At 45.8% G+C, this 26,732-nt stretch carries 26 protein-coding genes; 19 read left to right on the plus strand and 7 right to left on the minus strand.

Annotated elements, in window-relative coordinates:
• The first annotated feature begins 87 nt into the window (after positions 1-87).
• Both yicI and NOM90_RS09615 read left to right on the plus strand, forming a co-directional pair.
• A complete protein-coding gene (yicI, locus tag NOM90_RS09610) occupies positions 88-2,403 on the plus strand; it encodes an alpha-xylosidase (protein ID WP_255941587.1) in 2,316 nt (771 codons plus the stop codon).
• 181 nt (positions 2,404-2,584) lie between these two features.
• Positions 2,585-3,316 carry an MBL fold metallo-hydrolase gene (locus NOM90_RS09615; protein ID WP_255941588.1) on the plus strand — a complete coding sequence of 244 codons (732 nt, stop codon included), beginning with the start codon at positions 2,585-2,587 and terminating at the stop codon, positions 3,314-3,316.
• A 100-nt stretch (positions 3,317-3,416) separates the two neighbouring features.
• Here the strand turns inward: NOM90_RS09615 and NOM90_RS09620 are convergent, their stop codons facing one another.
• The 3 genes from NOM90_RS09620 to NOM90_RS09630 all read right to left on the minus strand — a co-directional run bounded on the left by NOM90_RS09620 (position 3,417) and on the right by NOM90_RS09630 (position 6,490).
• Complete coding sequence (locus NOM90_RS09620; RefSeq protein WP_255941589.1) at positions 3,417-3,869, minus strand: MarR family winged helix-turn-helix transcriptional regulator; 453 nt, start codon at positions 3,867-3,869, stop codon at positions 3,417-3,419.
• A 129-nt stretch (positions 3,870-3,998) separates the two neighbouring features.
• Positions 3,999-5,765, minus strand: coding sequence for a sensor histidine kinase (locus tag NOM90_RS09625; RefSeq protein WP_255941590.1), 1,767 nt, complete (start codon positions 5,763-5,765; stop codon positions 3,999-4,001).
• Positions 5,762-6,490, minus strand: a complete 729-nt coding sequence (locus NOM90_RS09630) for a response regulator transcription factor (protein WP_255941591.1) — start codon at positions 6,488-6,490, stop codon at positions 5,762-5,764. The genes NOM90_RS09625 and NOM90_RS09630 overlap by 4 nt, the downstream gene beginning before the upstream one ends.
• Before the next feature lie 190 nt (positions 6,491-6,680).
• Here NOM90_RS09630 and NOM90_RS09635 point away from each other — a divergent pair, with 190 nt between their 5' ends.
• Positions 6,681-7,910, plus strand: a complete 1,230-nt coding sequence (locus NOM90_RS09635; RefSeq protein ID WP_255941593.1) for a DUF418 domain-containing protein — start codon at positions 6,681-6,683, stop codon at positions 7,908-7,910.
• A 120-nt stretch (positions 7,911-8,030) separates the two neighbouring features.
• On the opposite strand, the gene fsa is transcribed toward NOM90_RS09635, so the two are convergent.
• A complete protein-coding gene (fsa, locus tag NOM90_RS09640; protein WP_255941594.1) occupies positions 8,031-8,714 on the minus strand; it encodes a fructose-6-phosphate aldolase in 684 nt (227 codons plus the stop codon).
• Positions 8,715-8,947: 233 nt separating this feature from the next.
• Between fsa and NOM90_RS09645 the strand changes: the two genes are divergently transcribed.
• The 9 genes from NOM90_RS09645 (at position 8,948) to NOM90_RS09685 (ending at position 16,271) form a co-directional block, all read left to right on the plus strand.
• Positions 8,948-9,769 carry a DsbA family protein gene (locus NOM90_RS09645; protein ID WP_255941595.1) on the plus strand — a complete coding sequence of 274 codons (822 nt, stop codon included), beginning with the start codon at positions 8,948-8,950 and terminating at the stop codon, positions 9,767-9,769.
• 151 nt (positions 9,770-9,920) lie between these two features.
• The gene (locus NOM90_RS09650) at positions 9,921-10,391 is read left to right on the plus strand and encodes a DUF2500 domain-containing protein (protein ID WP_255941596.1); all 471 of its coding nucleotides are present in this window, start codon (positions 9,921-9,923) and stop codon (positions 10,389-10,391) included.
• A 64-nt stretch (positions 10,392-10,455) separates the two neighbouring features.
• Complete coding sequence (locus NOM90_RS09655; protein ID WP_255941597.1) at positions 10,456-11,031, plus strand: O-acetyl-ADP-ribose deacetylase; 576 nt, start codon at positions 10,456-10,458, stop codon at positions 11,029-11,031.
• Positions 11,032-11,205: 174 nt separating this feature from the next.
• A complete protein-coding gene (locus NOM90_RS09660) occupies positions 11,206-12,063 on the plus strand; it encodes a VOC family protein (protein WP_255941598.1) in 858 nt (285 codons plus the stop codon).
• Positions 12,064-12,163: 100 nt separating this feature from the next.
• Positions 12,164-12,634: a hypothetical protein gene (locus NOM90_RS09665; protein WP_255941599.1), complete on the plus strand. Its 471-nt coding sequence runs from the start codon at positions 12,164-12,166 to the stop codon at positions 12,632-12,634.
• Between the two features lie 15 nt (positions 12,635-12,649).
• Positions 12,650-13,366 (plus strand): uracil-DNA glycosylase, encoded by a 717-nt coding sequence (locus tag NOM90_RS09670; RefSeq protein ID WP_255941600.1) that lies wholly within the window; start codon positions 12,650-12,652, stop codon positions 13,364-13,366.
• The gene (locus NOM90_RS09675) at positions 13,363-14,064 is read left to right on the plus strand and encodes a YjjG family noncanonical pyrimidine nucleotidase (protein WP_255941602.1); all 702 of its coding nucleotides are present in this window, start codon (positions 13,363-13,365) and stop codon (positions 14,062-14,064) included. The genes NOM90_RS09670 and NOM90_RS09675 overlap by 4 nt, the downstream gene beginning before the upstream one ends.
• 233 nt (positions 14,065-14,297) lie before the next feature.
• Positions 14,298-15,677, plus strand: coding sequence for a class II fumarate hydratase (fumC, locus tag NOM90_RS09680; RefSeq protein WP_255941603.1), 1,380 nt, complete (start codon positions 14,298-14,300; stop codon positions 15,675-15,677).
• Between the two features lie 33 nt (positions 15,678-15,710).
• Positions 15,711-16,271, plus strand: coding sequence for a YfiT family bacillithiol transferase (locus NOM90_RS09685; protein WP_255941604.1), 561 nt, complete (start codon positions 15,711-15,713; stop codon positions 16,269-16,271).
• A gap of 85 nt (positions 16,272-16,356) precedes the next feature.
• Here NOM90_RS09685 and NOM90_RS09690 read toward each other — a convergent pair whose 3' ends face one another.
• Positions 16,357-17,733: a S8 family peptidase gene (locus tag NOM90_RS09690; RefSeq protein WP_255941605.1), complete on the minus strand. Its 1,377-nt coding sequence runs from the start codon at positions 17,731-17,733 to the stop codon at positions 16,357-16,359.
• Positions 17,734-17,996: 263 nt separating this feature from the next.
• On the opposite strand from NOM90_RS09690, the gene rpiA reads away from it, so the two are divergent.
• From rpiA to NOM90_RS09725, 7 genes are all read left to right on the plus strand, one after another.
• Positions 17,997-18,665: a ribose-5-phosphate isomerase RpiA gene (rpiA, locus tag NOM90_RS09695; RefSeq protein WP_255941606.1), complete on the plus strand. Its 669-nt coding sequence runs from the start codon at positions 17,997-17,999 to the stop codon at positions 18,663-18,665.
• A 169-nt stretch (positions 18,666-18,834) separates the two neighbouring features.
• Positions 18,835-19,458 carry a B12-binding domain-containing protein gene (locus tag NOM90_RS09700; protein WP_255941607.1) on the plus strand — a complete coding sequence of 208 codons (624 nt, stop codon included), beginning with the start codon at positions 18,835-18,837 and terminating at the stop codon, positions 19,456-19,458.
• Positions 19,424-19,684 carry a hypothetical protein gene (locus NOM90_RS09705; protein WP_255941608.1) on the plus strand — a complete coding sequence of 87 codons (261 nt, stop codon included), beginning with the start codon at positions 19,424-19,426 and terminating at the stop codon, positions 19,682-19,684. The genes NOM90_RS09700 and NOM90_RS09705 overlap by 35 nt, the downstream gene beginning before the upstream one ends.
• Positions 19,674-21,350 (plus strand): ATP-binding protein, encoded by a 1,677-nt coding sequence (locus tag NOM90_RS09710; RefSeq protein WP_255941609.1) that lies wholly within the window; start codon positions 19,674-19,676, stop codon positions 21,348-21,350. Before NOM90_RS09705 ends, NOM90_RS09710 begins: the two co-directional genes overlap by 11 nt.
• Before the next feature lie 24 nt (positions 21,351-21,374).
• Positions 21,375-21,803, plus strand: coding sequence for a GNAT family N-acetyltransferase (locus tag NOM90_RS09715; protein WP_255941610.1), 429 nt, complete (start codon positions 21,375-21,377; stop codon positions 21,801-21,803).
• A gap of 164 nt (positions 21,804-21,967) precedes the next feature.
• Positions 21,968-22,456, plus strand: a complete 489-nt coding sequence (locus tag NOM90_RS09720) for a MarR family winged helix-turn-helix transcriptional regulator (protein ID WP_255941611.1) — start codon at positions 21,968-21,970, stop codon at positions 22,454-22,456.
• Positions 22,453-25,599, plus strand: a complete 3,147-nt coding sequence (locus NOM90_RS09725; protein WP_255941612.1) for an MMPL family transporter — start codon at positions 22,453-22,455, stop codon at positions 25,597-25,599. The genes NOM90_RS09720 and NOM90_RS09725 overlap by 4 nt, the downstream gene beginning before the upstream one ends.
• 354 nt (positions 25,600-25,953) lie before the next feature.
• Here NOM90_RS09725 and NOM90_RS09730 read toward each other — a convergent pair whose 3' ends face one another.
• The gene (locus tag NOM90_RS09730; protein WP_255941613.1) at positions 25,954-26,283 is read right to left on the minus strand and encodes a hypothetical protein; all 330 of its coding nucleotides are present in this window, start codon (positions 26,281-26,283) and stop codon (positions 25,954-25,956) included.
• Complete coding sequence (locus NOM90_RS09735) at positions 26,276-26,485, minus strand: helix-turn-helix transcriptional regulator (protein WP_255941615.1); 210 nt, start codon at positions 26,483-26,485, stop codon at positions 26,276-26,278. Before NOM90_RS09735 ends, NOM90_RS09730 begins: the two co-directional genes overlap by 8 nt.
• Positions 26,486-26,732 lie beyond the last annotated feature (247 nt).

Here is a 26,732-nt window from a genome sequence, read left to right on the forward strand (position 1 = left end):
TCAAGATCAATATCATTATAAATGTAGTCACGGTATATAAACAAGATTGCCGAAGACTTGAGATGATAATCAAAGGGGATTTGAGAGATGAAATTTACCGATGGATATTGGATGGTGCGAGACGGATACAATATGCAAAGCCCGGTCGATATTCGCGACGTCGTACAGAAAGACGATTCCTTTACTGTATATGCAGCAACGAAAAAAGTAGAAAAACGCGGCGATACGCTGAACGCGACGCTGCTCAAAGCAACTTATAGCTCGCCGATGCCAAACGTGATTCGCGTTCGCTTGAACCGTCATGCTGGCGGCGTAAAACAAACGCCTGAATTTGAACTGTACGGTTCGGACACGAATGTACAGATTACCAATAATGAAGAATTGCTTGCGCTGCAAAGTGGCGAGCTTAAGGTCAGCATTGACCGCAACACGGGTTTTGCAAGTGAGTTCCATTACGGTAGCCGCCGCCTGACAGGCAGTGCGTTCCGCCGTGCCGCACATATCGAGAACAAATCTTTGGGCAAAACGTATTTCCGCGAGCAGCTCGATCTCGGAATCGGCGAATATGTATACGGCTTGGGCGAGCGATTTACTCCTTTTGTGAAAAACGGTCAAACAGTTGATATTTGGAATGAAGACGGCGGTACAAGCAGCGAGCAATCCTACAAAAATATCCCGTTTTATTTGTCCAATAAAGGCTACGGCGTGTTCGTAAACCATCCGGAAAAAGTATCGTTTGAAGTGGCTTCGGAAAATGTATCGAAAGTTCAATTCAGCGTCGAAGGCGAAACCCTGGAATACTTTATTATCGGCGGCGAAAATCCAAAAGACGTGCTGGATAACTTCACGAAGTTAACCGGTAAACCTGCGCTTCCACCTGCATGGACATTTGGATTATGGCTGACGACTTCGTTCACGACGAATTACGATGAAGAAACGGTTAATCATTTCGTTGATGGCATGAGCGAGCGTGATCTGCCGTTATCTGTATTCCATTTCGACTGCTTCTGGATGAAAGAATATCAGTGGACCGACTTTGAATGGGACAAAGACGTTTTCCCTGATCCTGCGGGATTGCTGAAACGTCTCAAAGACAAAGGGCTGAAAATTTGCGTCTGGATCAATCCGTATATCGCTGAAAAATCCGTGTTATTCGAAGAATGTATGGAAAACGGATATTTGATCAAACGCAAAGACGGCAGCGTATGGCAATGGGATATGTGGCAAGCCGGAATGGGTATCGTCGATTTTACCAATCCAGCTGCGGTGAAATGGTATCAAAGTAAACTGGAAGAACTGGTCGACCAAGGCGTCGATTGCTTCAAAACGGATTTTGGCGAACGCATTCCGGTTGAAGACGTGATGTACTTCGATGGTTCCGACCCGATGAAAATGCACAACTACTATCCGTTCCAGTACAACAAAGCGGTATTTGAAGTATTGGAAAAGAAACTGGGCAAAAACGAAGCGGCGCTATTCGCACGTTCCGCAACTGTCGGCGGTCAACAATTCCCGGTTCACTGGGGCGGCGATTGCTCGTCGACTTATGAATCGATGGCGGAAAGTCTGCGCGGCGGTCTGTCGCTCGGCGTCTCCGGATTCAGCTTCTGGTCGCACGATATTTCGGGCTTTGAACAGACAGCTCCAGCAGATGTGTACAAACGTTGGGTACAATTCGGGCTGTTGTCTTCGCATAGCCGTCTGCATGGTAGCGACTCGTACCGTGTACCGTGGTTGTTTGACGAAGAAGCGGTGGATGTATTACGTAAATTTACCAAACTCAAAAACTCGCTGATGCCGTATTTGTTCGATCAAGCGAAAGAATCGTCGGCGCGTGGTATTCCGATGATGCGTCCAATGTTCCTGGAATTCCCGGAAGATCCAACATGCGCGACGCTGGATCTGCAATATATGTTCGGAGATTCGATTCTTGTGGCTCCAATCTTCAATGAACAAGGCGACGTCACGTATTATTTGCCGCATGGCAAATGGACAGGTCTGCTGGATGGACAAGTGAAAGAAGGCGGGCGTTGGTATAGCGAGAACTATGACTTCATGAGCTTGCCGGTGTTCGTTAAATCCGGTACGCTGCTTGCGATCGGATCACAAGATTCGAAGCCGGATTATGATTACGCGGATGGCGTAACCCTGCATTTGTTCCAACTGGAAGAAGGACAGACCGCTTCTGCGCAAGTTATTGGTCTGGATACGACGACTCAAGTTCAAGCTTCGGCAGTTCGCAGCGGCTCTGAGCTTAAGATTCAAGTATCGGGTGGTCAAGCTGTCAAAGTCGTACTGCGAGGCGTTGAGAACGTAGCTAGCGTAGACGGTGCTTCGCCAGAAAATAGCGAACAAGGGCTTGTGCTGACGCTGAATAGCGAATCTGCAACGATCCAACTGTAATCGATCACAAATGAACAAAGGGTAAAGTTTCTTGAATTCACCAAGAAGCTTTACCCTATTTGTCGTATTGTTATAAGAGCTGTCTACAGGCTTAAACTTGACAGTAAGCAAGCAGCCCTTTATGGTCAAATAGTATCTTTATGCGGGAAGTAAGCAAAAAAGACGGAATGGGGCGATCGATATGGGAGCAAAATTAATTACGCCGTCTATTCGCAGTGTAGGCGTCTGGGTGGGGCTTTCTATCCATGTGTGGATCGTCGCGGAAGAAGATGGAGTGACTTTGGTCGATACGGGAATGGCTTTTATGACCAAAAAGATCCTTAAAGCCATAGAAGAGATGAATGCAGGGCCGTTAAAGCGAATCGTACTCACACACGGTCATTCGGATCATGTCGGAGGGCTTGAATCGATCTTGCAGAAGTATGACGTACCCGTCTATATGCACGCAGTCGAAATTCCTTATGCGGAAGGCGACAAAAAGTATCCAGGCAAAGACAAACCGCATGCTCATGTGAAAAAAGGAATTTTGAAGCCGCTTGAACAAGTGGGCAGCTCTGGAACACTTGCCGCGATCGGCTCGCTGATTCCTTATCGGACGCCAGGGCATTCACCGGGTCATGTCGTGTATTTCCATGAAAATGAGAATGTATTACTCGCTGGCGATTTGTTTAATTCCAAAAAAGGCAAATTAATTCCGCCTCGTTTTACTTATCATACCGATCAAGCGATAGAAAGCGCAGGAGCGATTGTACGTCGGCTTGATCCTGAACGAATCGAAGTCTGTCATGGCGGTACGGTATATCGTCCAGTCGGGCAACTGCAAGATTTAGAGAACGAATATAGAGCGGCGCTTGAAGCAAAAGAACGATTGAAGGCACGCAAAGAAGCGAAAGCAAAGTCGAAAAAACAATAAACTTTTCAACGCGCATTAAAAAAACGGCTTTAACCTCCAAAATGCCAAATAGAGGTTCATGCCGTTTTGTTTTACTGAAAATTTGAAACGTTTTCGGTAATTAGCCTTCGAGTTCTTCGCTATCCCCGTAACGCTCTGTATTTCTTTCGATTCGGCGGAAAGCTTCGGCAAGCAATTCAAGTTGTTCCGGCGTAAAGTCTTCAATCATCGCGGCATTATGATGACGCTCGATTACGGACGTTTCTTCGGTGACTTGACGACCTTTATCTGTTGGATAGATCAAGTAAGCGCGCCGATCCGCGCGGTCGCTACTGCGCATAATAAAGTTTTTGCGATGCAGCACATTCAGAATTCGAGTCACCGTAGGTTGGTCTTTGGACGTACGTTCGGAAATTTCTTTTTGGTTCATGCCTTCTTTGAAACAGATTGCACACATCACAGACCATTGTTCAGGCGTCAAGTCGTAATCTTTCAGTCGCGCAGCCAGACGATTGCTGACTTTGCGATAGATTACGCCGAGCTGGAAGCCGAGAGAATCTTGCGGCTGGTACAAGGAAAATCCTCCTCTTGAAAAGCCGGGTTCTACATTTGCAGATCGGCTTATGGTTTCTAAGTTGCAGCTTGCTCAGGCAAGTATACGAAGTTCAGAGAGCGGTGTCAAATCCCGCTGTAGAGCGTTTGGTTACAAAGCGGGAAACGTCAAAGAAATACATGTTCCCGCTCCCAAACGAGATTCTACACTGATGGTGCCAAGATGTGCATTCACGACAGCACGGGCGATACTCATCCCAAGTCCTGATCCGTCTACGTTCTCATCGGTGCTGGTTCCGCGATAATAGCGGTCGAACAATCGGGTCTTCGTTTCTTCATCCATTCCTACGCCGTCGTCACGAACACGAACGACAGCATTACCCTTTTCGAAGCCTACACTAATCTCAATAGCTGTTCCTGGCGCGTTATGCTTGACCGCATTCGAGATCAGATTGTCGAGTAGGCGTTGAAACCATTTGGTATTGGCAAGAATACGAATTGAAGCATCGCTTTCCTCAAAGTCGAAAGTGACGTCAGACCATGTAGGATCATTAACGTAGCGCAGAACAGCTCGGCGCACGAATTCATTTAATTCCAGCGGCTCAAGTTTTTCGCCAGGCGTGTGATTTTGCAACTCGAAAGTCAACGAGAAATCTTGAAGCAGTTCTAGCATATAGCTGCTTTTTTCTCGGATCGTAGTGCCCATATCCAGCAATTCTTGTTCGCTCCATTGAAATTGACCGCTTTCCAGTAAATGACCATAACCTTGCACAGCAGACAGCGGCGTGCGTAGATCATGAGAAATGCCTGCCATCCATTCTTCCCGTGACCGTTCCAACCGGAGTCTTTCAGTCCGGGCTTCAGCTAATCGCTCTGCCATATCTGAAAAACCGTCAATCACTTCGCGGTACAATTTATATTGGGAGCGGAAGCGTCCGTTTTTACGAAAAATTCGGCGCTGTTCTTTTTCGGTGAATACTTGTTCATATTCGCCGCGTCCCATCCTTTCGAATCCGCGCATGAACAGCAGCAGCGGTCCACCATATCGATATCCATGCCAAGCAGCAAGACCCAACGCCAACAGAAGGATAAATCCGCCTACCAGCGAAGACACGATCACAATCGTGCGAAGAAGAGGCTGTTCAGGAGCAATTGAATCGGTACGGGGGGATTCGAGTAACCACGTATATCCAGACTGTTCATCGTAAAAGGAAGAATATTTAACTTTGGATGCTGCGGGTTTGAGACGGTTCGCAGCAAGTTCCAATGCTGCATACGTTTTGGAAGTATCGCTATTTATTCCGGCCCTCTGAACGACTTTTCCCGAGGAATCAAAAATATGCAGCGAAGCGTCCTGACGCCGCGTTTCAGCGTCCAGTTCTTTCAAGCCGGTTTCAGTTCCGATCTTCCCTTGCGCCGCGTACTGCCTGAACCAGCGTTCTAATTTTTGATTTTCTTCGTCCACACGACCGAGTAGGTATAAGCTGCGAACGCCGGAAAACTCTTCGTACAGCGATTCCACCTCATATTCTTCCCATTTCCTGTCTTTGTCGATCCGTAGCAAATCGATTGCGGAATAACGTATAGGTACTCCTTGAGGTACGTTTGCCGAATAGACCACGGTTCCTTGTTCATTCAAGATTTGCAGCCAATACCCCATACTCTGTAGTTGTTTTTTCCAAGTCTCCGGCAATTCCACACTATCGGGATTGATGATTGCTTCTAAAGACAAAGAACTGAGCACTTCATCTGGAAGATCGCTGCGAAGTTGATCTTTGGCAGTGAAATAAAAAATAGCAAACGCGCATACGAATACTGCAATTAGTACAGACACCCAAATCGCGAAAAACTGAACCGTAAAATGAATTCCAAGTCTTCGGGCGAGTCGGCGGCTTTTGATTTTGCGTGGCTGCTTCATGAGCGGTTCACCCGAACCAGCTTATATCCAAGTCCGCGAACCGTCAGCAGGTAACGCGGATTGCTTGGATCTGGTTCGATTCGTTCACGAATTTTGCGAATATGAACCATGACCGTATTATCGTCGCTGAGCCCATCAAATCCCCAGACGGATTCATAGAGCTGCGATTTAGAGAAGACGATATCAGGATTTTGGCATAAAAATAGCAGCAGTTGATAAGCTTGAGCCGGACAAGGAACTGGCGTTCCGCTAACACGGAGTTCGCCCGCGCGTTCGTCCAGCATGAAGCCGCCAAAATCATACAGGCGCCGAGAATCGGATATAGAGGAAGCCTTAGGCGAAGCAATCGGCTCTGCACTATCTCTGCGCAGTCTGGCTTTGATACGCGCCGCGATCTCAAGCGGATTAAACGGCTTGGTCACGTAATCGTCGCCACCAACGGCAAAGCCGGTTAGACGGTCAAGATCAGTCGTCCGAGCTGTCAAATAAATCAGATGAGCATTGGATAACGCACGAATTTGTGGACCTAGTTCGAAGCCTGTTCGGTCTGGAAGCATAACGTCGAGCAAGATGACGTCTGCTCCGTTTGCGCGCAGTAGTTCCATACCATCCGTAGCGGTGCCCGCTGAATACAGATTTTGGAAACCTTCTTTTCGCAGAGCGATCTCAATCATCTGCACAATAGCTTTTTCGTCATCGATAATCAAAATTCGGGTGGGGTACATCCTTAAGTTCCTCCTTGCCTAAGTTCAATCTTTATCAGTTCGCTTGATCGGCTTTCGACATTGTATCAAACAAACCTTAACAAGCGTTAAACGAAAAAACTTCTTTTTAAAGATTGTTAAGCAAATGGTAAGGTAGCGTTTAGCCGTTCTTCAAAGAGCAGAAGTAAGCTTGATGCAGAGGTGATGAGGAATGGATACAAATAAAAGAGTAACTTTGATCGATGCGCTTAGAGGATTCAGTTTATCGGGAATTATTGTGGCTAATATGCTTATTTTCCAATACGGGCTAATGGGTGAAAGTCATCCCGAATTGTTCGGCATTGCAGGAGCAGACTTTGCTTTTCATTCGTTTCTATTTATCGCAGTCGTTGGAAGCTTTATGCCGATCTTTGCGTTTATGTTTGGATTCGGGATGGCGAAGTCGGCAGACAGTCTTAGAAGGCGCCAATTAAGACCCAAATGGCATTTATCGCGCCGTTTTCTGCTCCTGTTCGTGTTGGGAATATTGCACGCCACATTTTTATGGGAAGGGGATATTCTTACGTTCTACGGGCTCACCGGATTTTTCTTGCTACTCTTTCTGAACCGCAAACCGAAAACGCAATTGGTCTGGGCAGTTCTGCTAATGATCCTCATCGGAGCTATTGGCTTCGTGCCAGATGAACAGGGAGTAACTGCATTTGGACAATCGGAACACACGAAATCTTATGTCATGCAGAGTAAAGACGTTTATAGCGCTGGCACATATGCCGAGATTAAAGCTTTCCGTAATGAAGCCGATCCGTTTGGCGAAGAAGAAGGTTGGATATTGGCGATCGGAAGTTTGCTTGCTCCGCTATTAATCGCGCCTATGTTTTTACTGGGCATGAGAGCGGCTAGAATCGGTACTTTCGATAACCCTGAAGCTTCCAGACGACTGTATAGACGTAGAGCCGCTATTCTCATCACTGCTGGTCTTTTGACCAAAACGATTAGCGTATTGGCTCCTCAGTTCGGCGCGACACATATTCCGGGGATTGCGATTGGAACTACGGTAGGCGGTTCGCTACTTGCGCTGGGATATATCTATGCGTTCGCGTTAATATATCCGCGTCTTCGTTCTTTTTCGCTAATGACAAGGTTTGAAGCCGTAGGCAAATTGTCGCTCACCAATTATTTGATGCAGAGCGTAATCTGCACGACGATCTTTTATGGATATGGATTGGGTTTGTTTGGCCGTACAGGCGTATTCATCGGAACAGTGATCGTATTGACGGTCTATGCGGTTCAGCTCTGGCTCAGCCCACTGTATCTGAAAATATTCCGTACCGGTCCTGTCGAAAAGTTGCTGCGGATCGGAACTTACCTACATTGGAACGGGCAACCGAGAAAAAGCCGCGCTGCTCGGAAAAGAGAAGTCCAAAAAATGCACGCATCGTAAAGATCGTAAAGATCGTCTGTACAAAAAAAGGTCTTCCCAAATATCGGGAAGACCTTTTTGCGATCAAATATCCGCGTTAGATAAGCAGATATTTGTATAAAAGCAGCTACGGAATTTCGATTAAGACTTGGTATTCGCTTGTTCTTTGACCGCTTCTGCGGCTTTCGGAACGGTTTCCCAGTCTTTCAAAAATTGTTCGATCCCTTTGTCTGTAAGTGGGTGTGCCCAGAGTTTTGGTAAAATCGAGCCTGGGATCGTCGCGATATGCGCACCTGCAAGAGCAGCTTGCTGCACGTGACCGATATGACGAATACTAGCTGCGATAATTTCGGACTTCAGACCATACGTATCGAGGATGGTGCGAAGATCGGAGATCAGTTCCATACCATCGACGCCGATATCATCCAATCGTCCGATAAACGGACTGATAAACGTTGCTCCTGCTTTTGCCGCCATCAAACCTTGTGCAGCGGAGAAGATCAGAGTCACGTTTGTACGAATTCCTTTTTGACTCAATTGATTACACGCGTAAAGGCCTTCTTCCGTCATTGGAAGCTTGATCACGACGTTAGGCGCCCATTGCGCAATTTCCAGGGCTTCTTCAATCATCTCGTCGCCTTTAAGCGATACGACTTCGGCGCTGACCGGTCCTGGAACAATCGCCGTGATCTCCTTGATTACGTCCTGAAATTGGCGACCTTCTTTTGCAATAAGCGAAGGGTTCGTCGTTACACCATCCACCAAGCCTAATCGTACAATTCGCTTGATTTCCTCCAGATTACCGGTATCCAAGAAAAATTTCACGTCAATTCCTCCTTCAACAATTTGGGAAATTTTCGTAGACTTGCTGCGAAAACCTCGTACCTATTTGTTTCCCCTTTTTCAAAGGATTTGACACATTTTTTTTGAGAATTATGCTTGTAAGCTTGAATCGAACCGTAGAAACTCGATATAATTACATTTAGTCGATCATGTGCATATTTGTTCCAAGCGCAGAATATGCCAAACGGACAAACTTAAGGATAAGGGGAGCAATAATGAGTAAAAACAAAAAGTCGGCATCGAAAAACAGGAAGCCGCAAACAACGAAATCCAATACAGGTGGAGCGGGCAGACCTCAAAATACACCTAGACCGCAAAATCCAAACAGTGCAGCGTCGCAGTGGACATCCGGTTCCAAACGCAAAAAAAGTAATCTGAGCGCGATCGCACTTGGGTTTGTAGGTCTGATCGTCGTACTGGCAGTATTGATCTTTGTTTTGACGAAAGTCGGACAAAATCAATCTTCTTCCGCAGAACCTGTCGTATTGACCAATTATGAAGCGACCAACCAACCGACATTGGGTGATCCTGATTCGAAGATCAAGATCGTGGAGTTCGGTGATTTCAAATGCCCGGATTGCAAATTATGGTCGGAGACGGTCTTCCCTGATCTGAAAGCTAAATATCTCGATACAAACGAAGCTTCGTTCCAATTCGCAGATTATCCGTTTTTGGCAGATGATTCGACATTGTTAGCATTAGGTGGACAAGCATTGTATGAACAAAATCCGGAATACTTCTGGACTTACTACAAAGCGGTGTACACCAACCAAGATACAAGCAAAGTTCGCGAAAGCTGGATCACCGAAGATTATATTGTGAATTTGGTCAAAGAAAACGTACCTGGTGCGGACCTTGAAAAATTCACCAGCGATTTGAAAAACAAAACGTATCAAGCCGCAGTGGATGCCGATGTCAAAGCCGGCGATGACAGCAAAATTTCAGGAACGCCTTCGATTTTCGTGAACGGTACGAAAGTCGAAAATCCAACTCTTGAAAATGTCGAAGCGGCTATTGCAGCAGCAAAAGCAAGCTAAATCTTATTTTACAAAGCCGTCTGTAGCAACGAAATCGTCCTCGACATTTCGCTGCTACAGACTTTTTTTGTGCAAAAATAAAAGGATATTGAAACGAATAGGAGGTTAGAGACGTTTAGGATAAAAAGATGGTTTTGAAGGAGAGAAAAAAATGGTTGATGATCGAATGAGTGATGAAATCAGAAAAGCAATTGAAAATGGAGATGCCTCGTATAGTAATGTGACTTATGTAGATGGGTTTGACACAGGAAGCGCATTTGATGGTTTTCTAGCAGGAGCGCCGGTATGGTTTGTGATTCCGTTTGTATTGATTGCGGCACTTATCATTGGTGCGATTGTTTTTGCTATTATCAAAGGTTCGTCTACATATATGAAAAACAATGCGTCGGATATTGAGCGTGTCGAAGTTCGTTTGATCGGCAAACGTAACAAAGTATGGGGCGGAAGTGGCGATCGCAGTGCAAGCACCAGTTATTACTTGACTTTCGAAGCCGAGAACGGAGACCGCAAAGAATTTCAGGTGAACGGAGAACAATATGGTCTGAATATCGAAGGTGACGAAGGGCTGCTTACTTTTCAAGGTACACGCTTCAAAAGTTTTGAACGAAATATTCAGACTTAACCGCAAAACGGGTAATACGATAGAAAGACTCTAGAAGAATTACTTTAGCGGGAGGGCATCCAAGATGAAACATGAGAATAGTAATACGCAGAATCAACCCTTGATCAAAGTTATTTTAGGCGATATTACCACATACAGTACCGACGCGATTGTGAATGCGGCGAATTCATCGCTGCTTGGCGGAGGCGGCGTTGATGGGGCAATCCATCGTGCAGGCGGTCCAGAAATTTTGGCAGAATGCCGCAAAATCCGAGATCGTCAAGGAGGCTGCGAGACCGGGCAAGCTGTTGTAACGACCGCAGGCAAGCTGCCGGCCCAAATCGTGGTCCATACGGTAGGCCCCGTGTATCAAAATGGGCAGCAAGGCGAAAGCGAGTTGCTCCGAAGTTGTTATCTGCATTCGATTGAGCAAGCGGTCTCGGCAGGCGCACATCGTATTGCGTTTCCTAATATTTCGACAGGGATCTACGGATATCCGAAAAAAGAAGCGGCGCAAATCGCTTGGGATGCGGTGCAAGAAGCTTTGCGGCTTCATTCGTCCAAATCCGGTGAAAATCGTCTGGAAGAAGTCGCTTTTGTCTGCTATGACGAAGAAAATCAACAATTGTATCGGCAATTGCTTGAGGCTCAATCAAATTAATTCATATCTAAAAAGTCTTGCGACGTTGCAAGGCTTTTTTTCTTTACGCAAAAGTATACTGTTTTCTTTAAATCATATACTTTACTTTTGTAAGCGATAAGTTTATAATCAAAGTATCAAATATTACTTCAAAGAAACAAATAATGATATAACTAAACTTTTGGAGGTTATACAATGACTAATTATCATATTCACCCTGATGCCCATATGGGACGTGTACAATTGAAGGTCAGTCAGCTTCAACGTTCGGTAGACTTTTATACGCAATTGATTGGGCTTCAGTTATTGAATCAGACTGACACAACAGCGGAATTCGGTGTAGCAGGAAGCGGCGTATTGCTCGGAATCGAAGAAGTCGCAGATGCACAAATCATGCGTCCGCAATCGGTCACAGGTCTGTATCATTTCGCGATTTTGATGCCAGATCGCAAATCGTTGGCAACGACTATTTTGCATATCGCACAAACGGGAACAAGTCTCGGTCAAGGCGACCATTTGGTAAGCGAAGCCTTTTATCTGAACGATCCAGACGGTAACGGAATAGAAATCTATGCCGATCGTCCTCGCTCACAGTGGCAAAAAGACGAAAGTGGCGAGTACAAGATGGCGACTGACCCGGTCGATGTAGACTCGCTCTTAAGTTTAGCGGAAGATTGGACAGGCATGCCGCAAGGTACGGTTATCGGTCACGTCCATCTGCATATCGGTAATTTGCCGGATGCACGGAAGTTTTATGTAGACGGGCTTGGCTTCGATATTGTCTCTCATTTCGGTAACGCCGCATTATTCGTATCGGCTGGCGGTTATCATCACCATATGGGATTGAATACGTGGGCGGGCGTAGGGGCTCCGGCAGCTCCAAGTAACGCGGTCGGTCTACGATACTTCACGATCGTATATCCGAATGTGGAGCAATTGAAGTTAGCATTGGATGCCTTGATTCAGATTGGAGTCGAAATTACGAATACGCCTGAAGGGGCTTCGGCATTTGATCCATTTGGAAATCGTGCGGTTTTGGTGGTTGGATCATAAAAAGGTTAAGAAAGAACGATACTCCAAGCTGCTTTTAGCGTTGGGTATCGTTTTTTTTGTGTATATGTAAAGTAAGTAGGTTGAAAAAGGAGAGAGAAAAATGAGGGTAATCGGCATTTTACTGATCGCACTTGGGTTATACTGGATAGGTGTAGGCTTCTTTTTTGCGGGTTCTTCTTTGTCTAAAGAGTATCCGCTTCCTGTAATCGCAATCTCTTATTTAATCTTTTTCTTTTTACCAGGAGGACTATTTGCTTGGCTTGGAAGATGGTTGCTTCGTCGTTCCAAATCACGAAAAAATCAACGGATATTAGTCGAAAATCCAAGTGAAGACGGAGCGCCTACGTATATGGAATATAATTTCGATAAAGAAGGCAATCCGATTTCGTTAGAAAAGCCTTCGCCTGAGCCGCAACCGGATGTGTATCGAACACAAACACAACGCCGGAAAAAAGAACGTGCCGAGTTGGTGACAGCCGTCTGCCGTTCTTGCGGTCGCCGCAAAACGATTCGAGCCGGAACTTCTGCGCAGTGCGATTATTGCGGTGGAACGGTAATTGAAGAAGATTGAGAAAGGACTGGAATCATGAAGAAAGCGATTTTCACCAATGATTGGGCAGAAGTTTTACATCCTGAAATGGAAAAGCCTTATTATACGGAATTGCGAAGTAAACTTGCCGATGAATATCGTTCACGTACTGTTTACCCCGATATGTACCGGATTTTTAGTGCGTTTCATTTGACTTCTTTTGCAGATACCCGCGTAGTGATCTTGGGGCAAGATCCGTATCATGGACCGAATCAAGCGCATGGATTAAGCTTTTCGGTTCAACCCGGAATTTCTGTGCCGCCTTCATTAGAAAATATTTATCGTGAGTTACAAGACGATCTGGGATGTCCGCCTGTAAAGCATGGGTTTTTGGAACATTGGGCAAAACAAGGCGTGCTCATGCTTAATAACGTACTTACCGTGCGCCGGGGCGCCGCGGCTTCGCATCAAGGGTTAGGCTGGGAGATATTTACCGACGCCGCGATTGCCGCAATCAATGAACGAGAAACGCCGGTCGTCTTTATTTTATGGGGGCGCAGTGCGCAAGAAAAAGGTTCGTTTATCAACACCGATCGGCATCTGATAATCAAATCGGCGCATCCTAGCCCACGTTCGGCAGATCGCGGATTTTTCGGTAGCCGTCCTTTTTCAAAAACAAATCAGTTTTTAACGCAAAACGGCTTGCCGGAGATTCAATGGTGCTTACCAGAAACACCGGAACAATTAGATGAACAAGGGGAAACTACGACTTGAAAACTTACCGGTATATTTTATTTGACGCAGACGATACCTTATTGGATTTCCAACGCTCTGAGCGTGAAGCTTTCGCTGCCGCATTGTTAGAATCTCAACTTGGATTAGACTTTGAACAATCTTATGAACAGTATACGATCATCAATCGAGCGTTATGGCTGGATTATGAACAAAATAAAGTCACGCAAACGCAGCTTCGTAGCGAACGATTTTATCGACTATTTCAACAATTGAAAATGGATCACGATGCAAAAGTATTCGGAGACCTGTATTTGCGGCATTTTGCGGCAGGCTCGTTTTTGACACCGGATGCTTTGGCTGTATGCGATCAATTGAAATCCAAGTTCCAGCTGTCTATTATTACGAACGGAATTCGCGATGTGCAATTTTCTCGAATTTTAGGCTCGGCACTTCATAATCACTTTGATCATATTATCGTCTCGGATGACGTTGGGTTTGCAAAACCGGCACCTCAAATTTTCGATTACGCGATGGAAAAGATCGGATGCACCGACAAATCCGAAGTGCTGATTGTTGGCGATTCGTTATCTTCGGATATTCGAGGAGGGCATCAGTACGGAATCGACACCTGTTGGTATAACCCCAATGAATTCACGAATACAAGCGATATCAAGCCGACTTATGAAATCTCTAAGCTGACTCAGTTGGTCAAATTATTGTCGGAACGTACGCGGTAATTTTCTTTTTCGTACATAGATATTGAGGTCGATTATACAAGTCGATCAAAGAATGAAGCAACGAAATTTTAAATTCACAAAAAATGTTGCTTGGAAAGCTATCTTTTTGACTGTTGAAAACGCTACAATTACAATCAGAGTGAGAACCTGCATGTTGGATATACATAGGTCGATGATGATCTGGATTCCACGATGCAACTATTTTGTGATCGCATTAAAGGAGGAGACGGATTTTGGATTATCGCATTGAAAAAGACACGCTTGGAGAAATGAAGGTACCTACAGATAAAATGTGGGGTGCGCAAACGCAGCGCAGTAAAGAGAATTTTCCGATCGGTCAAGAACATATGCCTTCCGAAGTGATTCGTGCTTTTGCTATTTTGAAAAAATCTGCGGCACTTGCTAACCATGACTTGGGGAAATTGTCGGAACATAAAGCCGGAGCGATCGCTCAAGCTGCCGACGAAATTCTCGAAGGCTTGCTGGACGAACATTTTCCTTTGGTCGTATGGCAGACGGGTAGCGGCACGCAGTCCAATATGAATGTGAATGAAGTCATCGCATACCGGGGCAATCAATTGCTCGAAGCCAAAGGCGTGACAGACGAGCGTCTCCATCCAAACGATGATGTGAATATGTCGCAAAGTTCGAACGATACGTTCCCTACAGCGCTGCACGTAGCAGGCGTAATCGCGGTCGAAGACAAATTGCTTCCTGCAATCGGAGTGCTCAAAGCCACTTTCGATGAAAAAGTCGAAGCATTCAAAGATATCATCAAAATCGGTCGTACCCATCTGCAAGACGCGACGCCGCTTACGCTCGGTCAAGAAGTTAGCGGTTGGTCTGCGATGCTGGAAAAAAGCGGCACAATGATCAAAGAAAGTGTTCAGCATATGAAAGAGCTTGCGATCGGCGGCACGGCGGTCGGTACAGGCATCAATGCACATCCTGAATTTGGCGACCGCGTTGCGGCATACATTTCGCAATTCACGCAAGCTAAATTCACATCGGCAAAAAATAAATTCCACGCGCTTACAAGTCACGACGAAGCGGTATACACGCACGGAGCCATCAAAGGGCTTGCAGCCGACCTGATGAAGATTGCCAACGATGTGCGTTGGCTCGCAAGTGGACCGCGCAGCGGTCTTGGCGAGATTCGTATCCCAGAAAACGAGCCAGGCAGCTCGATCATGCCGGGTAAAGTCAATCCGACGCAGCCGGAAGCGATCACGATGGTTGTGGCGCAAGTATTCGGCAACGATACAACGATCGGATTTGCGGCAAGCCAAGGCAACTTTGAATTGAATGTATTCAAACCTGTCTTGATCTATAACTTCTTGCAGTCCGTGAATCTGTTGGCAGATTCCATGATCGCATTCAACGACAAATGCGCGGTAGGCATCGAAGCGAATCTGGATAAGATTGATCATAACTTGAAAAATTCGCTGATGCTCGTGACTTCGCTCAACCCGCATATCGGATATGAGAACGCAGCGAAAATCGCTAAAAAAGCACATGCCGAAGGCACATCGCTCAAAGAAGCCGCTTTGTCTACGGGATTGCTTACGGAAGAAGAATTTGATCGTTATGTCGATCCGAAAAAAATGATCTAAACGCGACTGCTCGCCGACGAGGAGGCTTCCCGAATGACCGAAACGAATACAGGTAATCAAACAGACGAACATCTGCGGTATCCGATCGGACGCTACAACGATGCGCTTCAATCTACGCCGCAAGAGCGTGAAGAGTGGATCGAACATCTTCGTCGCCTACCGGATCATTTGGAAGAAGCGATCGAAGGGTTAGACGAAGACCAACTGAATACGCCTTACCGCGATGGCGGGTGGACGGTTAGACAAGTGGTCCATCACCTTGCCGATAGCCATATGAATGCTTATATGCGCTTGAAGCTGACGTTAACCGAAGATCAACCGACGATCAAGCCGTACGAAGAAGGAGACTGGGCGAAACAACCCGATGCTTTCGGAATGTCTGTCGGATCTTCGCTACTCATCTTGCGCGGTCTGCATATGCGCTGGACGTTTGCGCTTGAATCTTTGACGAACGAACAATGGGGACGAACCTTTTTCCATCCGGAGTCACAGTCTTGGACGCGTCTGGATACACAGACTTCGCATTACGTATGGCATGGGCAACATCACACGGCGCAGATTACAACGTTGAAAAAGCGGCTAGGCTGGGTCTAACAAGTTCCTTAACATGCACAAAAGGCTTCGATTGCTGGATATCCAGCGATCGAAGCCTTTTTATATGAACATCGCTTTCGCGATTTTAACGGAATGAACGATTGGCAGCCGAAGATTTTTGATTCGATGCGTTTGATTTTTTCGAATTTTTGTTCAGGTTCTGCGAAGCGAAAGTATCGGAAGAAGCATCGCGTGCCGGAGCAACTTTTGGCGCAGCAGGTGTCTGAATAACAGAACCGTTACCGAGTAGACGGTTGAATGAAACCAATCCGTAGCCGTACAAAGGATCACGACCTTTGTCTCCAAGATCAATAGCACTTTGTTGCAAAGAAGTACGAAGTTCAGCTGCGCTAATATTTGGATAAGCTTGCTTGAGATCGGCAACCATTCCACTTACAAAAGGAGTTGCCATCGAAGTACCGTTATTGATTTTGTATTTACCCGATACGCTCGTGCTGATAATGCCTACACCGGGAGCGGACAATTCGACTTCAGAACCCGTACCCGAGAAATCAGCGCGTTTCAGATTGGAGTCGATAGCGGCAACGGTAATCACTTCCGGCAATTTAGCCGGGAAAGCGATCGTATCGCCAGTTCCTTCTGCGTTGCCTGCATTGCCCGCTGCCACGATCACTGTGATTCCTTGATCGGTAGCTTTTTGCAGCAAATCTTGTATCGCACTCGATTGCTCAGGGAACGATAACGACATATTGATGATGTCCATATTTTGACGAATCGCCCAATCTATTCCTTCGGCTAAAGATTGTGTCGAACCGTTACCGTCTTTGTCCATCACTTTGACTGCGTATACAGACGCATCAGGTGCGATTCCTTTATAAGCTTTGCTTGTCGCGCCGATGATGCCAGCCACCGCCGTACCATGACCGTTGTCATCATTATATGAAGGGACGCCTTCGATTGTCGAAGTGCCTCCGCTAATTTTCAGCCCTGATTGATCCGAAATGCCGGTATCCAAAACTGCGATTTTGACTCCTTTGCCGGTATAACCCGATTTTTGAGCTTCGCTAGTATCGATTGCATCGTAGCCCCAAGAAGCTTGTTTGATTTTGGAGGCCGAAGATCCAGCTGACGATGAGTCATCTGACAACGACGCTGTAGAAGTTACGCTTTGAGCGACGCCTTTATAATTACGACTCAACTCGACCGATTGGATTGCATCGCTAGCATGTAATTTAGCCAAGCCTGCTTCATTGGTACGTAGCGAGATCATATTCATATCCCAGTAAATATGGTATTGCAGATCGTGAGTAACGCTTAAGGCAAGCTGCTCGCCATCTCGGCAAGCATATTTGACGAAAACGTCGAATACAGGTTTAGGATGAGTTATTTTTTCGACATTTTCAGCGCGATTGAACGAGGAATAAGTGAGACAAGCAAAAATGATACAAAAAACGGAAAAGATGGATACAAACAATTTTTTACCCTTTTTTTGTCGAAACATTGGAATCTCCTGCTTTCTTTTGACATTTTTCGACTTTATTCGCTACGTTGTTTATCGGTTAGCGAGACAAGTGAGTGAATAGTAGAATTGTAAAAAAACTAATTATTTTTCAAATAACGATTATTTTCGACATTTTATGCAACTATCTCTATAACGTAGCAGACAAGCGCTTGGATCATAATAAAAAGATTGTTTTACAAAAAAGATTTGCCTAAAATAAATGAAGAACAGCTTTTAAATGCGGAGTAGAACGGAGTGGGGAAATGAATATCAAAAAACTAGCAGCTGAACGAGCGGTAGAATCGGTGAAAGATGGTATGGTTATTGGTCTTGGAACGGGTTCAACCGCTTATTTTGCGATCGAAAAATTAGGGCAGCGCGTACAGGAAGGGTTGTCGATCGTTGCCGTTGCGACATCTAAGCGTTCAGAAGAACAAGCTTTGGGACTGGGGATTACGATCGTTCCTTTTGCACAAGTGGGGAAGATTGATATTACGATTGACGGTGCCGATGAGGTAGACGGTCAACTTCAATTGATTAAAGGGGGCGGCGGTGCCTTATTGCGGGAAAAAATCGTAGCCTCGCGCAGTGAAAAAATGTTCGTGATCATTGGCGAGGACAAATTGGTTGATACGCTTGGCAAATTTCCGTTACCTGTAGAGATTGTTCCTTTTGCTTATGAATGGACATTGGATGCTCTGAAAGCGTTACAGTTAAATCCAAAGCTGCGTATGAAGGAAGAAGACTATTATGTAACGGATAATGGGAATTACATTGCGGATTGCTACGATTCGTCGATAACTGATCCTACATCGTTACATACGCGTCTGAACAATATCCCGGGTGTCGTTGAAAATGGGTTGTTTGTCGACTTGGCGCATACGGTTATTGTAGGTCGCGAAGACGGTACAATCGATATTATTACCAAATAAATCGATCATATTTTGGGAGCTTATTTGCGTATCTATGCCTAGTGTGGGAAGATGAACCTAGACGATAAAGGGTCATCGGCAGCGCGACGCAGAGGAGGAGAGCGTAAATGAACATCTTGAGAATAGCAGAGCAACCTCGATTTTTGCGTGAACAAAGAAGGTGGATCTTATGAGTATTTCCGAAAAGCCCACCTTTTTTACAGAGATCGATACATGGGCGTTAACAGTTACAGAAGCTCATTATAAAATGGAACCGAATTTGTTTGAACGGTATGGAAAAGCGGGCTTTGAAAAGTCAAAGCGAGATACCGTATACACCCTGCACTATTTGGCAGAAAGTCTGCAAATGGACAGCCCTTTGCTGTTCGTTCACTATATAGGATGGTTGAAGCAATTATTGGCGGGTTACGGATTGACCGATGCCGATATTCGGCTCAAATTGGAATTGGTTTTGCAGCATATCCAATCGGAAGAGCATCAGGAATGGACAGATCGCGCTATAGAAATTTTGGAACTGGGGATCACTCGAACCCGAGAACCCGCGCAGACGCCTTCGTTTATTTCGGAGCAATACCGACTGGGGAAAGAAGCCAGATTGTATTTGGATGCTCTTCTTCGCAGTGACCGCACCGAAGCGTATGCTTTGATCGATACGTTAGTGGAGCGCGGCGAGAAAGTTGAAGATATTTATCAATATATTTTCCAAGCTTCGCAATATGAAGTAGGGTTACTGTGGCAAACTCAGCAGATTAGCGTAAATGAAGAAACTCATTGCGGTACTGCGTGCAGATGAACGAACGGCTCAAGTTAAAGTCTTGGTCGGAGGTCTTCCTTTTAATGTAGATTCTTCGCTTTGGAGACAGGTAGGTGCAGACGGTTCTGCGCCAGATGCGACTTCTGCGCTATTGGAAGCAGATCGGCTGATCGCTGAAAGCAAAGCTGAACGTCAAGAAGAAACATCTCATTCAAGACGCCGGTCGGATGGGGTGGCTGAAGGAGGGCATGAATTTGGAAGCTGAGGAAAAAAACGAGATCGAACGTCTAAACGCGATCATTGAGAACCTCAACGACCGGATCGTGCGCGGACAAATGAAAGAAGAAAAGATTCTGAACGAATTTTCATCGATGAATAATGAATTGGTCACTCTTCAACGACAATTGGCGAAAAGTCATGCAGAGTTGGAAAAAGCGGTAACCGAAGCCCAGCAAGCTAATGAATCGAAAAGTCACTTTTTAGCGATGATTAGTCATGAGTTTCGGACGCCGATGAATGGGATTTTAGGCATGACAGAATTACTGCGTCACAGTTCACTGAAAGAAGAACAGCAAAAGTGGACAGCGTTAGTTGAAGAATCAGCTTCCGAATTGCTCGGAATGGTCAATGATTTGCTTGATTTATCTAAAAGTGAAGCAGGAGCATTAACGATTGAAGAAAAGCCGTTTGATCTGCGCACAGTGATTTCTCACGTGGTTCAACTACTTGAGCCTAAAGCATCCGCCAAAAACAATACGATCGAAGTCCAGGTCGAATCTTCGATTGCATCGATGTTAAGCGGCGATCCAACTCGAATTCGGCAGATTTTAATCAATTTAATTAATAATGCGAATACGTTTACTGAAAACGGGAAACTTCAAATCGTTGTCTCTCAATTAGAAAGTCGTTCAGATCAGATTCGTTTTGAAATCCAAGATAGCGGTATTGGCATTTCGGAGCTGAATATGGAGACGTTATTTAAATCTTATGCGCAGACTACAGCCGGTAAAGCCAAAGAAGGCACAGGTCTTGGGTTGATGATCTGCAAATCGTTGGTCGATTCGATGCAAGGCAAGATTGGAGTATCCAGCCGGGAAAATTGCGGATCGACATTCTGGTTTGAATTAAACTTGCCGCAAGTCGAAGTTGCCAAAGACATTCAACCTTCGCTTCATCCGGTAGCCGAACAATCTTCTTATCCTTTGGATCTACCCATCTTGGTTGCTGAAGATCATGCGATTAATGCTAAAGTGATTGCCATGCAGTTCAAAAAACTGGGTCTGAAATCGGTTAAAGTCGTCGAAAACGGACAAGAAGCCGTGCTTGCTGTCGAACGTGGTTCGTATGCGTTAATTTTGATGGACAAACAAATGCCGATCATGGATGGAACCGAAGCAGCGCGCCAAATTCGTGAACTGGAGCGTATTCAGATGCGCCAAGCGATACCGATTATCGCGTTGACTGGCGAAGGAACTGACGCTGAACGAGAAGCTTGCCTTGCGGCGGGAATGAACGATTTTTTATCCAAGCCACTCAATATAGAGACCCTAGAACATATCTTGCAAAAATGGCTACCGAATTTTTCGCAAAAGTTGTTGAATTCCGGTGTGATCCAAGAGCTTATCGGTTTGGATGAAGGCGAAGAACCGGAAATTTTCCGCTCGTTAGTCGATTTATATGAACAAGAAACGCCACAACAACTTCTTGAATTGAAGCAGTTGATTCATGACGGTGAGATTGGGCAAGCGCTGCGTATGGCGCATCGCTTGAAATCGGGGAGCTTGAGTCTGGGTGTCGATTACTTTTCCGAATTGCTTGGAGAAGTGGAGTATCGTTTGAAAGAAGGACAGATTTCTCAAGTCGAAAAAATGTTGCCTCGATTACATGAAGTGTACGAAGCGGCTTGCAGCGAACTGCAAAAGTTCGCTTGAGCCCACAAGGAGGAAAAAGATCGTATGTTAGAGTCAGTCACAAAACAAGTACGCAATCCCAAAGTTGCAAATTTATTAGAATATTCGGTATTTCCCGATCCTGAACAGATCGAGCAAGCTCTTGCGTTTTATGAGCAAAATGATCAAGCGGAATTGATGGGCTATATCGAACAAGGCGAGATGATCGGAGTTATCGGATTTCGACCGAGCGGAGACAAAGAATTAACGATTACGCATCTTGCTGTTGATCCTGGAAGCCGCGGTTTGGGTTATGGACGCGGGATGCTGCTTGATCTGATGGTGCAAGAACGCCCAGAGCGTGTATTTGTTGAAACGGATGAAGAAGCGGTAGACTTTTATCGCAGTGTCGGATTTTCGGTGATGAGTCTGGGAATTAGCCCATCTGGGTTGGAGCGTTTCCGCTGCTTCTATGAAGCAGACGAAGAAGAATAGTTTTATGAGGAAGCCTTTCTCTTATTGGGAAAGGCTTTTTTGTGCTGTTTTTACGAAATCGATCAAAATTTGACAAGAGCCTTCAGACGTTTTATAGTTTCATTAATGAATAGTTTCACTATAGAACTATTTTATTGGTGAACTAATAAGAAAGGAGATTTATTATGGGGAAGCAGCTTCGCAAAAGCCAGGAGCGTCCGCCAGAAGATACGAAAAAGCTGATTGATCGATTTCTGGATTCGTGGCTGTCGATCGAACGAGAGATGGGTTCTGTGGTACGCAGGCAAATGCCATTGGATCTCACGAATGATCAATATTATCTGTTGCAGCATATTATGCAGCACGGACCGCGTACTTCATCTGAACTTGCAGACACATTCAAAGTCGTTAAAAGTTCAATCACTGCAATCGTAACGAGGTTGGTTGACCGAGGTCTGATCGAGCGAACGCGCAGCGAAGAAGATCGACGCACCGTATATTTGTCACTGACCGAAAGTGGTCAACAAATTGCCCAGCAAGTGGAGCAACGGATCTCGGAAGCCGTTGGCGGGTACCTTAGTCATTTTGAAGAACAAGAAATTTCGATGGTGATGTCGGCGTTTGAAAGACTTGCCGAATTGGTGATCGAAGATGGAGGCGGAGAGAAGAAATGAGAACGATCTTAAAAGCCAGATGGTTCATCCTGGTCATCTGGTTAGTCGCGGCGGTTGGATTGTTTATGACAGCGCCCTCGATGTCCGACCTAGTACGGGAAAAAGGCGGAATCTCGGTTCCGGAAGGTTATAGTTCGACAGAAGCATCGGCGATTTTGAAAGAACTGGCTGAGCAAGAAGGCGGAGCGGAAGGGACGACGATCGCGCTTGTGTTCCATAATCCCGACGGTCTGACAGCAAAGGAAAAAGAGCAAGCCAAACAAGCGGTACAAGCGATTGAAAAAGACAAAACGAATCTACACATTACTTCGATTCTAAGTCCATTCGATCAATCGGAACTGGAAGATCAGATGATCTCCAAAAACGGGCAAACGATTCTGGTATCGTTGACAGCCGAAGTCGCGGAAGGCGAAGCTGCGGAAGTCCAAAGCGGTCTGGAAGCGGCGATCGAGCCTTATGAAGTCCAGCATTATTTGACCGGGCAGTCTTTGATTAACGAAGATACGGTTCGAAGCTCGGAAGAAGGGTTGAAAAAATCCGAGTATATTACGGTCGTCTTTATTTTGCTTATTTTGGTCTTGGTGTTCCGTTCGGTTATTGCTCCGTTCGTTCCGCTTCTGACCGTAGGGCTTAGTTATATCGTAGCTCAAAGTATTGTTTCTTTCTTAGTGGATCGATTTGATTTCCCCTTATCGAACTTCACGCAGATCTTTATGGTTGCGGTTATGTTCGGGATCGGGACAGACTATTGTATTTTGCTCATCAGTCGTTTCAAAGAAGAAATGGGACGTAGCGAAAGTAAATGGGATGCGATCGTCGAGACTTACCGGACAGCTGGACGCACGGTAATTGTATCGGGTATCGCCGTTCTGGTTGGCTTTGCAGCAATCGGATTATCTCAATTTATGCTATATCGTTCCGCTGTTGCAGTCGCGGTCGGAATCGCAGTCATGTTGATTGCGATGGTTACGATCGTACCGTTCTTTATGGCGGTATTGGGACAAAAAATGTTCTGGCCTTCGCGTAAAGCGATCGGACATAACGAAAACCGTTTATGGGGCTGGGCAGGTACATTTTCATTGAAACGTCCGTGGGCGGCGATGCTGATCGTGCTCGCGGTATCGCTACCGTTTTTGCTCACTTCAAGCGGCAAGCTTTCATTCAACAGTCTGGAAGAAATTCCGGGCAATTATCAGTCTGTGCAAGGGTTCAACATTATTGCGGATAGCTTTGGCGCCGGTCAAGTGATGCCGGCAAAAGTCGTGATCAAAAACGATCAAAAAATGGACAATGCCGAATATGTCGCGATTGCTGAGCGGATCAGCCGCGAAGTATTGAAAGTGGACGGCGTCGATAGTGTTCGCAGCGCCAGCCGCCCAACGGGCGAAGAAATTAAAGATTTCAGCGTTGCCGATCAAGCAGGAACGCTCAAAAAAGGTCTTGGCGATGCCAGCGAAGGCGTGACGAAAATCCAAGATGGGTTAGCAGATGCAAGTAAGCAGCTTAGCGATAATGCTCCGCAAATCCAAGAAGCTTCTTCAGGTGCCGAGCAATTGATTAGCGGAACCGAAGATTTGAAAAATGGAGTCACGCAGCTTGGCGACGGTCTTAAGCAGATCGAAGACGGTGTTCGGTCCGGTGCAACTGGCGCGGGAGACCTGCAAGCGGGTGTGGAACGTCTAGCTGTTGCTAGCCAGCAACTTGTCGATGCGCATACGCAGTTGTTGGCGGGTTATGAACAAGTCGGAAGCGGGCTTACTTCGCTTAACGGCGGGTTGGATCAAATTGGGCAGCAACTCAATACGGTGTCCGGTGCGCTGGCAAGCGTGCAAAGCAACTTCGGTAGTCTGGAGCAGAAGTTCCCGGCGCTGCTGCAAGATCAAGATTATTTGACGATTCGCGGAACGGTTACGCAGACGGGTCAAGGTACAGCGGCTCTAGCCGATGCGTTCGGTCAACTGCAAGGACAAGTCTCTCAAGTTTCGACCGGAATCAATCAAGCGAACCAAGGGTACGCTCAAGCGATTGAGGGTCAAAAACAACTGGGTAGCGGATTTGATCAATTGATCGCAGGAATTCAGCAATTACAGACGGGTCTGAATCAAGCTGCTGATGGCCAAGGGCAGATTGTTGGAGAAGTTCCTGGTCTTACAGACGGTCTGGATCAGTTGCAAGACGGACAAGAACAGTTAAGCAAAGGATTCCAAGATTTATCGGGTCAATTGACACAATTAACCGATGGATTGAATCAAAGTGTCGATGGACTGAAGCAAGTTGGAGACGGTCTGGGATCCGCGCAAGATTATCTGACGCAGTTGCAAGACAATTCGGATTCGGAACTTGGCGGTTGGTTTATTCCGCAAGAAGCATTGGAAAACGAAGATTTCCAACAAGTGTTCGATACGTATATGTCCAAAGACCGCAAGATTATGACGCTGGATGTCGTGCTATCGGACAATCCATACAGCAACGAAGCGTTAGCGAAGATCGATGATATTCGAGCTGCGGTTGATCGCGGTACGAAAGGCACAGCGCTTGAACAAGCGGATGTTGCGATCAGCGGTGTCACCAGTACATTTGCCGATTTGCAGACGGTATCCAATGCCGATTATAGTCGGACGGTTTACTTGATGATGGGCGGCATTTTGATTATTTTGATTTTGCTGCTTCGTTCGATCATCATGCCACTGTATCTGATGTTGTCGTTATTCGTGACGTATTACGCCGCTCTCGGCGTAACCGAAGTGATCTTCGTAGATATGCTCGGATATTCCGGTATTACATGGACGACTCCGTTCTTCGGATTCGTGATGTTGATTGCCCTCGGCGTCGATTACAGTATCTTCTTGATGGATCGATTCAACGAACATCGCGATCTGGATCCAAAAGAAGCGATCGTGCATGCGATGCGCAATATGGGTACCGTTATTTTGTCGGCGGTTCTGATCTTGAGCGGAACGTTCGCTTCGATGATTCCTTCCGGCGTCTTATCGATGATGCAAATTGCGACCGTCGTATTGGCAGGGCTTGTGATTTACGCACTGTTCATGCTTCCGTTCTTCGTACCGGTGATGGTGAAGACGTTTGGGAAAGCCAATTGGTGGCCGTTTGCGAGGGAAGATTCGGCGGGGCGGAAGGAATAGATTACGTTGAGTTTTTGAGTTGCTGCGAGATTGAGGCGCTGCAACCCCTTCGCTAAGCTCGGCGCACTTTAAGAATCAGATCTTCCCTTCCTTTTTTGTAGAGGGGGAAGTGATTAAAAATTAAAGATTAAAGAAGCGGTTCCCATTAGCGGAAGCCGCTTCTTTATATTTTGAGAAAGATTTTATTATAAGCAAAGCGGATAGCGGAAAGAGAAATTTAATGAAGGAACGATAGTGTTCGCCTTTGAAATTGAGAAAACTCTTATCCAAAGTTAAATCTATTTTCTCAATTTCAACACGCGACCGTAATAAATTTCTCTTGAAGCGTTCTTTTCGATCTAACAATTAAGAATTTTAGTTACGACCGTTATGATAGATAACGGAGCAGATATAAGCGATTTGGCTGATGACGAAAAGAGCCATCATGACGAAGAACGAGAGCCCGATTCCTTCGAAAAGAAGGATCAGAATCCAAGCTAGAAGAATTGCAGGAATCAAAATGTTCCATCCGAATGATTTGGCGCGCGTGGTGATAATGTCTGCGCGTTCATCGACGCCGCGATTTTTGCGTTGCATATGTCGACCGAAAGCCCAGCCGAGAAGTCCAAGGATCAGACCTCCGAATAGTCCGATTAATCCTCCGAGATTCATAGGAACCGCCATTTGCATCATCATTTCATTCAATGTTCTCATCTCCTTCGAATATAAATAGGTCTTCGATTTGACAGTTGAAAATTTGCGACAGCTTATGTGCCAAGACTAGCGAAGGTTTGTATTTGCCTTTTTCTAAAGAAATGATCGTTTGCCGAGAGACGTTCAATCGTTCCGACAACTCTTCTTGGGTCATGTCTTGCAGCGTTCGCTTTTCACGGATTTTCGTTTGCACAGCAACTCTCCTTTTTGTTTTTGTAAACTTAACTTTACGTAAAGTATACTTAACAATCTTCGATTTGTAAAGGGTGCTTTACGTAAAATTCACTTTACTTTTTAAAGAGCATTATTTTGGTTTGAATCTGAAGGTTGTATTTCTGATTTGTTTCGCTCAAGATGGCGCTTTCTGGGTAAATGGGATAAGAAAGGGCTTGCTCGCCGATTGGGCGAAAGTCTTCAGCACCGTCATTCGTGAGAAGGAG

Origin of the sequence: Saccharibacillus sp. JS10 (genome assembly GCF_024436065.1) — a bacterium.
GTDB lineage: Bacteria > Bacillota > Bacilli > Paenibacillales > Paenibacillaceae > Saccharibacillus.